The following is a 13,284-nucleotide window of genomic DNA, read 5'->3' on the forward strand; positions in this document are numbered from 1 at the left end:
GTGGATCGATCCGGTCGGGATCCGAACGGGGGTTCGCGGTCGCCGGAAACCGCACCCGCAGGTGGCGCGGCGCCGCCGAGCGGCAAGTGGCGCATCCCCGGGGGAGCAATCGGGCGAAGGCGGTCAGAGTCCGGCCCGCCTACACCTGATGACGCGCTGTCATCGCGCGCCTACACTCTCCTTCGTCATCCTCGAACGCGTGTTCCCTGTCCCCGGACATGCCACTGGAGCCCGTATGCGCCTGCGCCGCCGCACCGCCCGTCCAGCGCCCGAGCAGCCCGAAGTCAAAGCCAGCCGCTACAACCCCTGGGTCCACGAACTGGAGGCCGCGTCCTTCTGGGTGGTGGCCACCCGCCTGCCCGCGATGATCGCCCTGGCCTTAGGCCGGGCCTGGCGTGCCAGCCGCATCGACACCTTCGCCACCGTCGGGCTGAACCTGGGGGCCGGGGTGGCCAGCGCCGCCGGGCTGCTGGCCGTCTCCGGCGTCCTGGAGGAGCTGTTCGCCGCCGGCCCCACCCCCGACCGCGTCCGCGACGCGCTACCCGCCCTCCTGATGGTCGCCGGGGCCGCCCTGGTCCGCGGCGCCCTCAGCGTCGGCGCCGGCTGGGCGCAGGCCCGGCTGGAACCCCAGGTGGAGCGGGCCGCCGAGCTGGAGCTGTTCGACCTCACCTCGCGCATGCACCTGGAGGCGTTCGACGACTCCGACCTCGCCGACGCGATGTACCGGGCCCGCGACCGCGGCGTCGGGGAGGTCGCGCGGACGGTGACGTGCGCGATCGACATCCTGAACGGCGCGATCAGCCTGATGGCCGTCGCCGGCGTGCTGACCGTGCTGCACCCGCTGCTGCTCGGGCTGCTCGTGCTCACGGTCGTGCCCGACGGCTGGGCCGCCGCCCGGGCCGCCCGGCTGCGCTATACCCGGATCCGGGAACTCACCACCACCCGGCGGCGCCAGTACATCATCGGCGCGCTCATGGCCGAACGCCAGTCGGCGGCCGAGCTGCGCTCCTACAACATGCGGACCTTCCTGCTCGCCGAGTACACCGCCATCGCCGACCACGTGCGCGCCGTGCTGCTGGCGGTGGCCCTGCGCCAGACCCGGGTGCGGGTGGCCGGCGACGCCGCGGGCGGGCTCGCCGCGGTGGCCACCTATGTCGCGCTCGGGGCGCTGCTGCTGTCGGGGAGCATGCCGTTGTCGGTGGCCGGCACCGCCGTGCTGGCGATCCGCCAGGGGCAGGGCTCGCTCGCCCAGCTGCTGTACTCGGTGAACTTCTGCTACGAGTCCGCGCTGTTCTTCAACGACTTCCTGGAGTTCTGCCACCAGGCCCGCACCCGGCTGCCCGCACCGTCGTCCGGGGTGGACCCGGGGGAGCTGAACGAGCTCACCGCCAGCGACGTCGTCTTCGCCTACCCCGGTGACCAGGAGCGGCCCGTGCTGCGCGGGGTGGACATCGTCCTGCGCAAAGGGGAGATCGTCGCCCTGGTCGGGGAGAACGGCTCCGGAAAGAGCACCCTCGCCCGGCTCCTGGCCGGCCTCTACCTCCCGCAGCAGGGGACGATCGCCTGGAACGGGGCCGACACCACGGCCCTCGACCCCGAGAAGCTGCGCGACCGGATCGGGCTGATCAGCCAGGACTACACGCAGTGGCCGCTGTCCGCGCGCCGCAACATCACCATGTCGGCCGAGACCGACGACCGGCGCCTGCTGCGGGCGATGCGGCTCAGCGGCGCCGACGCAGTCGTCGGCGAGCTGGACGACGGCCTCGAAACCCTCCTGGACAAGCGGTTCGTCGGGGGTGCGGACCTGTCCGGGGGGCAGAAGCAGCGCATCGCCGCGGCCCGTGGCCTCTACCGGCGTGCGGATCTCGTGATCGCCGACGAGCCGACGGCGGCGCTGGACGCCAAGGCCGAGAAGCGGCTGTTCGACACCCTGCACGCCGCCGCGCAGGACACCACGGTGCTGCTCATCACCCACCGCCTGGCCTCGGTGCGGATGGCCGACCGGATCTACGTGCTCGACCGCGGCCGCGTGGTCGAGCAGGGCACCCACGAAGAGCTGATGGCCCTGCCCGACGGCCGCTACCGCTACCTGTTCACCCTCCAGGCCGACGCCTACTCCGGCATCGTCGGCGGCGCCGAGCCCCCCGACCCGGCCCTCCCCGGCGCGGCGGCCGGCTGATCCCGCTCCGACTGTGTGCGTCCCCAGCGGCCCCGTGCTTCCGGGGACGCACACCTCCGGTCGGCCGGTCACCCCCTGCGGCCGTATGTGAGCCGGCGCAAGAGCACCTCGGCGGGACCGCGGAGGGATCGGCGGTGCATCAAGTAGGCGGCGACCACCGTGGCCACCCAGACGCCTACCGCGCAGCCGGCCGCGATGAAGGCGATGCTGCCGGGAGAGTCCCCCAGTGCCAGGGCGAACGGAGACACCAGCACCACCCACGCGACCGACTGGACCAGGTAGCCGCTCAGCGAGCGCTGCCCCAGCGCGGTGAGCGCATCGACGACCACGCCCGGCCGCCGGGCCGGGCGGCGCTTCGACAGGGCCAGTGCGATCAGCCCGAACAGTGCCACGTAGCCGACGCCGCCGAACTGGCCGGACGCCTCGTACAGGTACTTGATCGTCCCCGCCGCGGGGACGTCGGCGTGCAGCCATCCGGCGCTGAACAGGCCCATCGGCAGGCCGCCCGCGATGCCGATGCCGATGCCGATGGTGGCGGTCCACAGCAGCAGCCGCCGATGGGCGGCGGGGCCCTGGGCCCCCGCTCCGGGACGCGGGGCGTGGATGTGGTCGTCGACGGACACGGATCCTCCTGTCGGCTGATGGTGTTAATTTATGAGCGAAACTAAAGTAATGCAAGCGGGGAAGGCCGACGTACGGCGAGAACGGGCCCGTGCCCGGCGCGGTAGCGTGTGCGCATGGCCCAGGACGACGTGCCCGCCGAGCTGGGGCGGCTGTGGCGGCTGCCGGCGGCGGCGCCCGTCGGCCGCCCCGCCGAGCTCGGCATCGACCGCATCGTCGGCGCGGCCGTCGCCGTGGCCGACCGCGAAGGCCTGTCGGGGGTGTCGCTGGCGAAGGTCGCCAAGGAGCTGGGCTACACGGCGATGTCGCTCTACCGCCACGTCGGATCCAAGGACGAGCTGTTGGTCCTCATGGGCGACGCCGCTGAGGGCACGCCCCCGGAGTCCGGCCCCGCCCCCGGCGACTGGCGCGAGGGCACCCGGCAGTGGGCCTTCGCGCTGCGGGAACGGTTCGTGCGCCACCCGTGGCTGGCCGACCTCCCGGTCTCCGGCCCGCCGAGCGGCCCCAACGCGGTCGCCTGGCTCGACGCGGGCCTGCGCGCCCTGCGCGGCACCGGGCTCGGCTGGGGCGACAAGGTGGGCATCGTGTCCGTGCTCTCCGGGTACGTGCGCACCATGAGCTCGATGGCGCGCCAGATGGAGGAGGGCCGGCGGGGGACCGGCCTGGACCAGGCGCAGGTCGAGCGGGACTACGGCAGGTCGCTCGCCCGCCTCGTCGACCCGGAGCGCTTCCCCGACGCCGCGGCCCTCTTCGCGTCGGATGTCTTCGAGGCACCCGCGGAGCAGCCGGCCGCCGGAGCCGAGGACCCCGACTTCGCGTTCGGCCTGGAACTCGTCCTCGACGGCGTGGCCGCGGCCATCGCAGCGGCGAAGGCTCCGCCGGCGCGGCCGACGTCCTGAGCCCGGTCGGTGGAGCGGGGTCGAGCGTCCGGCCGCCTCGCCCCGATCCCACCCCCACGGTCGAATGTGAAGGTGGCCACCCGACGGATCCGGTGATGCGCGGCGTCCTCGTCCTCTTCACCGAGGACGGCATGCCCAACGACGACGGCGTGACCCCCGACGGGCGCGACGAAGCCGTCGTCCACGCCTGCACCAACGAATACCCGGGCCGGGCGACCAGGTGCCATCGGGCGGTGGCCGGAGACGGACGCTCTCCCACCCGGGTTCTCCTGAATTTCGTTTGGGCATCCCTTGGGACCGCGTACACTATGTAGTGGCCTTCGACGGATCGAGGATGCGAAGCACGGGTACCATGGGCGGCCGCTGTCGTTTTGACCGGCTCTCGCCGGTTCGGTACTCTTCAACTTCGTGCCCGTGAGTCGACGGGTCATACGCGCGCGCTGTTAGGTCGGACCCGTACGCCGGGCGGCGAGTGAGAGCGGCGCGTAAACCTCCTCCCAAGATGTTTCGGCCACCGCGGCCGGGCTCGATCGGTTCCGCCATGCTTCAGGTAGAGCGCGACACGCCCGGATACGGGGGTCGGCGGGAACCAGAGGAACAGCAGGTCAGCAGCGACATCGGCTAACGGCTAACAGAACCGGCGTAGGTCACGAGAAAGACGGAGACGCGGTGCCCACCATCCAGCAGCTGGTCCGAAAGGGCCGACAGGACAAGGTCTCGAAGAACAAGACCCCGGCGCTGAAGGGGAGTCCGCAGCGTCGTGGTGTGTGCACGCGTGTCTACACCACTACGCCCAAGAAGCCGAACTCCGCTCTGCGCAAGGTCGCCCGTGTGAAGCTCAGCAGCGGGATCGAGGTCACGGCCTACATCCCCGGCATCGGGCACAACCTCCAGGAGCACTCCATCGTGCTCGTGCGCGGCGGCCGTGTGAAGGACCTGCCCGGTGTCCGTTACCGGATCGTCCGTGGCTCGCTCGACACCCAGGGCGTCCGCAACCGCAAGCAGGCGCGCAGCCGTTACGGCGCGAAGAAGGAGAAGTAAGCATGCCGCGCAAGGGCCCGGCGCCGAAGCGCCAGCTGATCACCGACCCGGTCTACGGATCGCCGCTGGTCACCTCACTGATCAACAAGGTGCTGCTCGACGGCAAGCGCTCCATCGCCCAGGGCATCGTCTACGACGCCCTCGAGGGCGCCCGTGAGAAGAGCGGCCAGGACCCGCTCGTCGTGCTGAAGCGTGCGCTGGACAACGTGAAGCCCGCCCTCGAGGTGCGCAGCCGCCGTGTCGGTGGCGCCACCTACCAGGTGCCGGTCGAGGTCCGTTCGTCCCGCAGCACCACCCTGGCTCTGCGCTGGCTGGTCAGCTACTCCCGCCAGCGCCGCGAGAAGACCATGACCGAGCGCCTGATGAACGAGCTGGTCGACGCCAGCAACGGTCTCGGCGCCAGCGTCAAGCGTCGCGAGGACACCCACAAGATGGCGGAGTCCAACAAGGCCTTCGCCCACTACCGCTGGTAACCCCCGCGGCTGAATCGATACGAGAGACCGAGAGAAGACGAGCCAGATGGCTACCACTGCTCTTGACCTTGCCAGGGTCCGCAACATCGGGATCATGGCGCACATCGACGCGGGCAAGACCACCACGACCGAGCGGATCCTCTTCTACACCGGTGTGAACTACAAGATCGGTGAGGTCCATGAGGGCGCAGCCACCATGGACTGGATGAAAGAGGAGCAGGAGCGCGGCATCACGATCACGTCCGCCGCGACCACCACTCACTGGGACGACCACACGATCAACCTGATCGACACGCCGGGCCACGTCGACTTCACCATCGAGGTCGAGCGGAACCTGCGCGTGCTCGACGGCGCGGTCGCGGTGTTCGACGCCAAGGAAGGGGTCGAGCCCCAGTCCGAGCAGGTGTGGCGCCAGGCGGACCGCTACGGCGTTCCGCGGATCTGCTTCGTCAACAAGATGGACAAGATCGGCGCGGAGTTCCAGCGCTGCGTCGACATGATCACCGACCGACTGGGCGCCACCCCGCTGGCGATCCAGCTGCCGATCGGTGCCGAAGGCGACTTCAAGGGTGTCATCGACCTCGTCCGCATGAAGGCCTACGTCTGGAGCGACGAGGCCACCAAGGGCGAGATGTACGACACGATCGACATCCCCGACACCCACGCCGACGCCGCCCGTGAGGCGCACGACAAGATGATCGAGACGCTGGCCGAGGCCGACGACGAGATCATGGAGCTCTACCTGGAGGGCGTCGAGCCCACCGTCGAGCAGGTCGTGCCCGCCATCCGGCGCGTGGCGATCGCCGGCACCGCCATCCCGGTGCTGTGCGGCACCGCGTTCAAGAACAAGGGCGTCCAGCCCCTGCTCGACGCGGTCGTCGCCTACCTCCCCTCGCCCCTGGACGTCGAGGCCATCGCCGGCCACGACCCCAAGGACGAGACCGAGGCGCCCGACCTGGTCCGCCGGCCCAGCGAAGAGGAGCCCCTCTCCGCGCTGGCGTTCAAGATCATGAGCGACCCGCACCTGGGCAAGCTGACCTACCTGCGCATCTACTCCGGTGTGCTGACGGCCGGCTCGCAGGTCCTGAACAGCGTGAAGGGCCGCAAGGAGCGCATCGGCAAGATCTACCGGATGCACGCCAACAAGCGCACCGAGATCCCGCAGGTGGGCGCCGGCGACATCATCGCCGTCATGGGCCTGAAGGACACGACCACCGGCGAGACGCTGTGCGACCCCGCGCAGCCGATCGTGCTGGAGTCGATGACCTTCCCGGCCCCGGTCATCGAGGTCGCCATCGAGCCCAAGACCAAGAGCGACCAGGAGAAGCTGGGCACCGCGATCCAGCGCCTGGCCGAGGAGGACCCCTCCTTCCAGGTGTCCTCCGACCAGGAGACCGGCCAGACCGTGATCTCCGGTATGGGCGAGCTGCACCTTGAGGTGCTCGTCAACCGCATGCGCGACGAGTTCAAGGTCGAGGCCAACATCGGCAAGCCGCAGGTGGCCTACCGCGAGACCATCCGCAAGAAGGTCGAGAAGGTCGAGTACACCCACAAGAAGCAGACGGGTGGCTCCGGCCAGTTCGGCCGCGTCATCATCGACCTCGAGCCCATCGTGGCCGATGCCGATGGCGACAGCGCCGGCTACGAGTTCGTCAACAACATCAGCGGCGGCCGGATCCCGCGGGAGTACATCCCCTCCGTCGACGCCGGGTGCCAGGAGGCCGCCGAGTTCGGCGTGCTCGCTGGGTACCCGCTGGTCGGCGTGAAGGTGACGCTCCAGGACGGCGCCTACCACGATGTCGACTCCTCGGAGCTCGCGTTCAAGGTCGCCGGCTCCATGGCGTTCAAGGACGCGGCCCGCAGGGCGAAGCCCGTCCTGCTGGAGCCGGTCATGGCGGTCGAGGTCACGACTCCCGAGGACTACATGGGAGACGTGATCGGCGACCTCAACAGTCGGCGCGGGCAGATCCAGTCCATGGACGAGCGCGCCGGCGCGCGGGTCGTCAAGGCCCAGGTGCCCCTGTCGGAGATGTTCGGCTACGTGGGTGACCTGCGCAGCCGCACGCAGGGTCGAGCCAACTACACGATGGTGTTCGACTCCTACGCGGAGGTCCCGTCCAACGTCGCAGAAGAGATCGTGGCGAAGGCCCGCGGCGAATAACCGCGACACGTAACCAAAGTCAGCTAGCAACCCTGTACGTCTAGGAGAAATCCAGTGGCGAAGGCCAAGTTCGAGCGGACCAAGCCGCACGTCAACATCGGCACCATCGGTCACATTGACCACGGTAAGACCACCCTTACCGCGGCTATCACCAAGGTCCTGCACGACGCGCACCCGGACCTCAACCCCTTCACGCCGTTCGAGGACATCGACAACGCTCCTGAGGAGCGCGAGCGCGGTATCACCATCTCCGTCGCCCACGTCGAGTACCAGACCGAGGCGCGCCACTACGCGCACGTCGACTGCCCCGGGCACGCCGACTACGTGAAGAACATGATCACCGGTGCGGCGCAGATGGACGGCGCCATCCTGGTGGTGGCCGCGACCGACGGCCCGATGCCGCAGACCAAGGAGCACGTGCTCCTGGCCCGCCAGGTCGGCGTTCCCTACATCGTCGTCGCGCTGAACAAGGCCGACATGGTCGACGACGAGGAGATCTTCGAGCTGGTCGAGCTCGAGGTGCGCGAGCTCCTCAGCGAGTACGAGTTCCCGGGCGACGACGTCCCGGTCGTCAAGGTCTCGGCGCTCAAGGCGCTCGAGGGCGACGCCGAGTGGGGCAACTCCGTGCTCGAGCTGATGAACGCCGTGGACGAGAGCATCCCGGAGCCGCAGCGCGACATCGACAAGCCGTTCCTGATGCCGATCGAGGACGTCTTCTCGATCACCGGCCGCGGCACCGTCGTGACCGGCCGCATCGAGCGCGGTGTCATCAACGTCAACGAGACCGTCGACATCGTCGGTATCAAGGACGAGAAGCAGACCACCACGGTCACCGGCGTCGAGATGTTCCGCAAGCTGCTCGACCAGGGCCAGGCGGGCGACAACGTCGGCCTGCTCCTGCGCGGCACCAAGCGCGAGGACGTCGAGCGCGGCCAGGTCGTCATCAAGCCGGGCACCACGACCCCGCACACGGAGTTCGAGGCGCAGGTCGTCATCCTGTCCAAGGACGAGGGTGGCCGCCACACGCCCTTCTTCAACAACTACCGTCCGCAGTTCTACTTCCGCACCACCGACGTCACCGGCGTCGTGACGCTGCCGGAGGGCACGGAGATGGTCATGCCCGGTGACAACACCGAGATGACCGTCAACCTGATCCAGCCGGTCGCCATGGAGGACGGCCTGAAGTTCGCCATCCGCGAGGGTGGCCGGACCGTGGGCGCGGGCCGCGTTACCAAGATCATCAAGTAGCACGAGCGCGCAGGGACGGCGCCGGGGGCGACCCCGGAACCGTCCCTGGGTGGCGGTCGGGCCGCATGCCGGCCCGGCCGCCACACCATGAACGACGTCATCGGGCTCTGTAGCGGTGATGCACCTCAGGGGACAGCCCTGTAGTGGTTTCTCAGGTGAATAGGGCCTCGAAGAGACAAGGGCATCCCCCTGCGGGCACAGGGCCGGTCAACTGGCACGGCGCCTCTACGGACACTAAGCGAAGGACGAAAAGGCCACCATGGCGGGACAGAAGATCCGCATTCGGCTCAAGGCCTATGACCACGAGGTCATCGACAGCTCGGCTCGAAAGATCGTCGAGACCGTGACGCGGACCGGCGCGCAGGTCGCTGGCCCGGTGCCGTTGCCGACGGAAAAGAACGTTTACTGCGTCATCCGCTCGCCGCACAAGTACAAGGACTCGCGCGAGCACTTCGAGATGCGCACGCACAAGCGGCTGATCGACATCATCGACCCGACGCCGAAGACCGTCGACTCGCTCATGCGGCTCGACCTTCCGGCCGGCGTCGACATCGAGATCAAGCTTTAAGGGACGCACAGACATGGCCACCAAGCAGATCAAGGGAGTCCTGGGCGAGAAGCTCGGCATGACCCAGGTCTTCGACGACTCGGGCAAGATCGTGCCCGTGACGGTCCTGAAGGCCGGTCCGTGCGTCGTGACGCGCGTCCGCACTCCGGAGACCGACGGCTACACCGCCGTCCAGCTCGGCTACGGGCAGATCAACCCGCGCAAGGTCAACAAGCCGCTCGGCGACTACCTGCGCAAGCACGACCTGACCCCGCGCCGCCACTACGTCGAGGTGCGCACCTCCGACGCCACCGAGTACACGCTCGGCCAGGAGGTCACCGCCGACTCGTTCGAGGCCGGCCAGAAGGTCGACGTCACGGGCAAGAGCAAGGGCAAGGGCTTCGCCGGCGTCATGAAGCGCCACGGGTTCCGCGGCCTCAGCGCCACGCACGGTACCCAGCGCAAGCACCGCTCGCCCGGTTCCATCGGCGGCTGCGCCACGCCCGGCCGCGTGTTCAAGGGCCTGCGGATGGCGGGGCGCATGGGCAACGTGCGCAAGACCATCCAGAACCTCACCGTCCACGCCGTGGACGCCGAGAAGGGCCTCATCCTCGTCAAGGGCGCGGTGCCCGGCCCCAACGGCGGTCTGGTGCTCGTCCGCACGGCCGCGAAGGGGGAGAAGTAACCATGGCGACCATCGAGGTCAAGAACCCCGAGGGCGCGGCCGGGCGGAGCGTCGAGCTCCCGGCGTCGATCTTCGAGCAGAAGGTCAGCATCCCGCTGATCCACCAGGTCGTCGTCGCGCAGGAGGCCGCCGGCCGCCAGGGGACGCACTCCACCAAGACCCGCGGCGAGGTCCGCGGCGGTGGCAAGAAGCCCTACCGCCAGAAGGGCACCGGCCGCGCCCGCCAGGGTTCGACCCGCGCCCCGCAGTTCACCGGCGGCGGCACCGTGCACGGCCCCAAGCCGCGCGACTACTCGCAGCGCACGCCCAAGAAGATGAAGGCCGCCGCCCTCCGCGGCGCCCTGTCCGACCGGGCCCGCCACGGCCGTGTGCACGTCATCAGCGCCTTCGTCGCCGAGGACACCACGACCAAGCGCACCCAGACCGCCCTGAAGGCGCTCCGCCAGGTCACCGACTCCACCAAGGTGCTGGTCGTCCTGGAGCGCGCCGACGAGGCGAACCGCCTGGCGCTGCGCAACCTCCCCGAGGTGCACGTCCTGGACGCCGACCAGGTGAACACCTACGACGTCCTCTACGCGGACGACGTGGTCTTCACCGAGGCCGGCTACGACGAGTTCGTGGCGCACGCCACCGGCACCTCGCAGGCTGAGACGTCTGAGGAGGACGACCAGTGAGGATCCCCGACCCTCGGGACATCATCATCGAACCGGTGATCTCCGAGAAGAGCTACGGGCTCATGGACCAGAACAAGTACACGTTCCTGGTGCAGCCCGATGCCAACAAGACGCAGATCAAGATCGCGGTGGAGAAGATCTTCGAGGTGAAGGTCACCAGCGTGAACACGATCAACCGTCAGGGCAAGCGCAAGCGCACGCGGTTCGGTTTCGGGAAGCGTCCCGACACCAAGCGCGCGATCGTGAGCCTGCGGGACGGCGACCGGATCGACATCTTCGGCGTCTGATCCGCGGCGCCCCGCGCCCGCACGACCGCTTCACACCGAGTATCACGTAAAGGAATGCGCGAAGAAGATGGGCATTCGTAAGTACAAGCCGACGACACCGGGTCGTCGCGGCTCCAGCGTGAGCGACTTCGTCGAGATCACGCGCTCGGAGCCCGAGAAGTCCCTGGTGCGTCCGCTCCACTCCAAGGGCGGGCGGAACGGCCACGGCCGTATCACCGCTCGCCACCAGGGTGGGGGTCACAAGCGCGCTTACCGCGTGATCGACTTCCGCCGCCACGACAAGGACGGCATCCCCGCCAAGGTCGCCCACATCGAGTACGACCCGAACCGCACCGCGCGGATCGCGCTGCTCCACTACATCGACGGCGAGAAGCGCTACATCCTCGCTCCGGCCGGCCTCAAGCAGGGCGACCGCGTCGAGAACGGGCCGACCTCCGACATCAAGCCGGGCAACTGCCTCCCGCTGCGCAACATCCCCACGGGTACGTTCGTGCACGCGGTCGAGTTGAAGCCGGGCGGCGGCGCCAAGCTGGGCCGCTCCGCCGGCACGCAGATCCAGCTGCTGGCCAAGGAGGGCGCCTACGCCACGCTGCGCATGCCCTCCGGCGAAATGCGCCAGGTCGAGGTCACCTGCCGCGCGACCGTCGGCCAGGTCGGCAACGCCGAGCAGTCCAACATCAACTGGGGCAAGGCCGGCCGCATGCGGTGGAAGGGCAAGCGCCCGACCGTCCGCGGTGTCGCCATGAACCCGGTCGACCACCCGCTCGGCGGTGGCGAGGGCAAGAGCTCGGGTGGCCGTCACCCGGTCAGCCCGTGGGGCAAGCCCGAGGGGCGTACCCGCAAGCCGAACAAGGGCAGTGACCGGCTCATCGTGCGTCGGCGTAGCAAGAAGAAGCGGTAAGGAGCACGTCTGATGCCACGTAGCCTTAAGAAGGGTCCCTTCGTCGACCACCACCTCATCAAGAAGGTGGAAGGGCAGAACGAGAAGGGCACCAAGAACGTCATCAAGACGTGGTCGCGGCGGTCCATGATCATCCCCGAGATGATCGGCCACACGATCGCCGTCCACGACGGTCGCAAGCACGTCCCGGTGTTCGTGTCCGAGTCGATGGTCGGCCACAAGCTCGGCGAGTTCGCTCCCACGCGCACTTTCCGGAGCCACGTCAAGGAAGACCGCCGTAGCCGCCGTTAGCGGTTGCAGTAGGAGTAGAAGCCAATACCCCCGCGGTGTGTGGGGGTGATGAATTCCGTGAGCGAGGGAAAAGCGATGGGAACGAGGGCACAGGCACGGTTCGTCCGTGTTACGCCCCGAAAGGCCCGCCGGGTGGTGGACCTTATTCGCGGGTTGCCCGCTGACGAGGCACAGGCGGTGCTCCGGTTCGCGCCCCAGGCGGCGAGCGAACCGGTGGGCAAGGTGCTCGCGAGCGCCATCGCCAACGCCGAGCACAACGACAAGCTGGACCGCGAGACGCTGATCGTCGGAAGCGCGTGGGTGGACGAGGGTCCGACCCTGAAGCGCATCCGCCCGCGGGGCTTCGGCCGCGCCTTCCGCGTCACCAAGCGGACGAGCCACATCACCGTGGTCGTTGAGCCGCGCGAAAGCGCGGGCGCCTCGTCCAAGAAGACGAAGGAAAGGACCCGATAGTGGGGCAGAAGGTCAACCCGCACGGGTTCCGGCTCGGCATCACCACCGACTACAAGACCCGGTGGTACGCCGACAAGATGTACAAGGACTACGTCAAGGAAGACGTGGCCATCCGCCGGATGCTGAACCGTGGCATGGAGCGCGCCGGGATCTCCAAGGTCGAGATCGAGCGCACCCGTGACCGCGTCCGCGTCGACATCCACACCGCCCGGCCGGGCATCGTCATCGGCCGCCGCGGCTCGGAGGCCGACCGCATCCGCGCGGACCTGGAGAAGCTGACCAACAAGAAGCAGGTCCAGCTCAACATCCTCGAGGTCAAGAACCCCGAGACCGACGCCCAGCTCGTCGCCCAGGGTGTGGCGGAGCAGCTGTCGAGCCGGGTCGCGTTCCGCCGGGCCATGCGCAAGGCGATGCAGAGCGCGATGAAGAGCGGCGCCAAGGGCATCCGCATCCAGTGCGGCGGCCGTCTCGGCGGCGCCGAGATGTCGCGCTCGGAGTTCTACCGCGAGGGCCGCGTGCCCCTGCACACCCTGCGCGCCGACATCGACTACGGGTTCTTCGAGGCCCGCACGACGTTCGGCCGCATCGGTGTGAAGGTCTGGATCTACAAGGGAGACGCCCCCGCGACCCGCGCCGAGCGCGAGGCGGCCCAGGCCGCCCAGCGCGCGCCGGGCGGCGGCGGTGGCGGCGGCCAGCGGCGCGAGCGCCCGCAGCGGCGTCGCCGCGGCGGTCAGCCCGGTGGCCAGAACCAGCAGGCCGAAGGCAAGCCCGCGTCGGCCGAGGCCGGCCAGGGCGGCGAGAAGTCCGGGAACGAGGGGAGCTGA

Annotated in this window: 15 protein-coding genes; 14 read left to right on the forward strand and 1 reads right to left on the reverse strand. The window is 69.2% G+C overall.

Going from position 1 to position 13,284, the window contains the following annotated elements; all coding sequences use genetic code 11:
• Positions 1–235 precede the first annotated feature (235 nt).
• Entirely contained in the window at positions 236–2,179 is a 1,944-nt protein-coding gene (locus tag ACFOVU_RS01835; protein WP_378529497.1) for an ABC transporter ATP-binding protein, read from the forward strand.
• Positions 2,180–2,247: 68 nt separating this feature from the next.
• On the opposite strand, the gene ACFOVU_RS01840 is transcribed toward ACFOVU_RS01835, so the two are convergent.
• Positions 2,248–2,802 carry a DUF418 domain-containing protein gene (locus ACFOVU_RS01840; RefSeq protein ID WP_378529498.1) on the reverse strand — a complete coding sequence of 185 codons (555 nt, stop codon included), beginning with the start codon at positions 2,800–2,802 and terminating at the stop codon, positions 2,248–2,250.
• A 114-nt stretch (positions 2,803–2,916) separates the two neighbouring features.
• Here ACFOVU_RS01840 and ACFOVU_RS01845 point away from each other — a divergent pair, with 114 nt between their 5' ends.
• The 13 genes from ACFOVU_RS01845 (at position 2,917) to rpsC (ending at position 13,284) form a co-directional block, all read left to right on the forward strand.
• Entirely contained in the window at positions 2,917–3,699 is a 783-nt protein-coding gene (locus ACFOVU_RS01845) for a TetR/AcrR family transcriptional regulator (RefSeq protein ID WP_378529499.1), read from the forward strand.
• A 669-nt stretch (positions 3,700–4,368) separates the two neighbouring features.
• Entirely contained in the window at positions 4,369–4,740 is a 372-nt protein-coding gene (rpsL, locus tag ACFOVU_RS01850) for a 30S ribosomal protein S12 (protein ID WP_067964557.1), read from the forward strand.
• A gap of 2 nt (positions 4,741–4,742) precedes the next feature.
• The gene (rpsG, locus tag ACFOVU_RS01855) at positions 4,743–5,213 is read left to right on the forward strand and encodes a 30S ribosomal protein S7 (RefSeq protein WP_378529500.1); all 471 of its coding nucleotides are present in this window, start codon (positions 4,743–4,745) and stop codon (positions 5,211–5,213) included.
• 46 nt (positions 5,214–5,259) lie between these two features.
• Positions 5,260–7,374, forward strand: coding sequence for an elongation factor G (gene fusA / locus ACFOVU_RS01860; protein WP_378529501.1), 2,115 nt, complete (start codon positions 5,260–5,262; stop codon positions 7,372–7,374).
• 54 nt (positions 7,375–7,428) lie between these two features.
• The gene (gene tuf, locus ACFOVU_RS01865) at positions 7,429–8,622 is read left to right on the forward strand and encodes an elongation factor Tu (RefSeq protein ID WP_378529502.1); all 1,194 of its coding nucleotides are present in this window, start codon (positions 7,429–7,431) and stop codon (positions 8,620–8,622) included.
• A gap of 259 nt (positions 8,623–8,881) precedes the next feature.
• Complete coding sequence (gene rpsJ, locus ACFOVU_RS01870) at positions 8,882–9,190, forward strand: 30S ribosomal protein S10 (protein WP_013156110.1); 309 nt, start codon at positions 8,882–8,884, stop codon at positions 9,188–9,190.
• Between the two features lie 13 nt (positions 9,191–9,203).
• Positions 9,204–9,854 (forward strand): 50S ribosomal protein L3, encoded by a 651-nt coding sequence (rplC, locus tag ACFOVU_RS01875; RefSeq protein WP_378529503.1) that lies wholly within the window; start codon positions 9,204–9,206, stop codon positions 9,852–9,854.
• A gap of 2 nt (positions 9,855–9,856) precedes the next feature.
• Positions 9,857–10,528, forward strand: a complete 672-nt coding sequence (rplD, locus tag ACFOVU_RS01880) for a 50S ribosomal protein L4 (RefSeq protein ID WP_378529504.1) — start codon at positions 9,857–9,859, stop codon at positions 10,526–10,528.
• Positions 10,525–10,815, forward strand: a complete 291-nt coding sequence (gene rplW / locus ACFOVU_RS01885; protein WP_378529505.1) for a 50S ribosomal protein L23 — start codon at positions 10,525–10,527, stop codon at positions 10,813–10,815. Before rplD ends, rplW begins: the two co-directional genes overlap by 4 nt.
• Positions 10,816–10,882: 67 nt before the next feature.
• Complete coding sequence (gene rplB / locus ACFOVU_RS01890) at positions 10,883–11,716, forward strand: 50S ribosomal protein L2 (RefSeq protein ID WP_378529506.1); 834 nt, start codon at positions 10,883–10,885, stop codon at positions 11,714–11,716.
• 12 nt (positions 11,717–11,728) lie between these two features.
• The gene (rpsS, locus tag ACFOVU_RS01895) at positions 11,729–12,007 is read left to right on the forward strand and encodes a 30S ribosomal protein S19 (RefSeq protein ID WP_378529507.1); all 279 of its coding nucleotides are present in this window, start codon (positions 11,729–11,731) and stop codon (positions 12,005–12,007) included.
• Positions 12,008–12,082: 75 nt separating this feature from the next.
• Complete coding sequence (gene rplV / locus ACFOVU_RS01900; protein ID WP_378529954.1) at positions 12,083–12,460, forward strand: 50S ribosomal protein L22; 378 nt, start codon at positions 12,083–12,085, stop codon at positions 12,458–12,460.
• Positions 12,460–13,284, forward strand: a complete 825-nt coding sequence (rpsC, locus tag ACFOVU_RS01905; RefSeq protein ID WP_378529508.1) for a 30S ribosomal protein S3 — start codon at positions 12,460–12,462, stop codon at positions 13,282–13,284. Before rplV ends, rpsC begins: the two co-directional genes overlap by 1 nt.

This window comes from Nocardiopsis sediminis (assembly GCF_042650565.1).
In the GTDB taxonomy this organism is placed as follows: domain Bacteria; phylum Actinomycetota; class Actinomycetes; order Streptosporangiales; family Streptosporangiaceae; genus Nocardiopsis_B; species Nocardiopsis_B sediminis.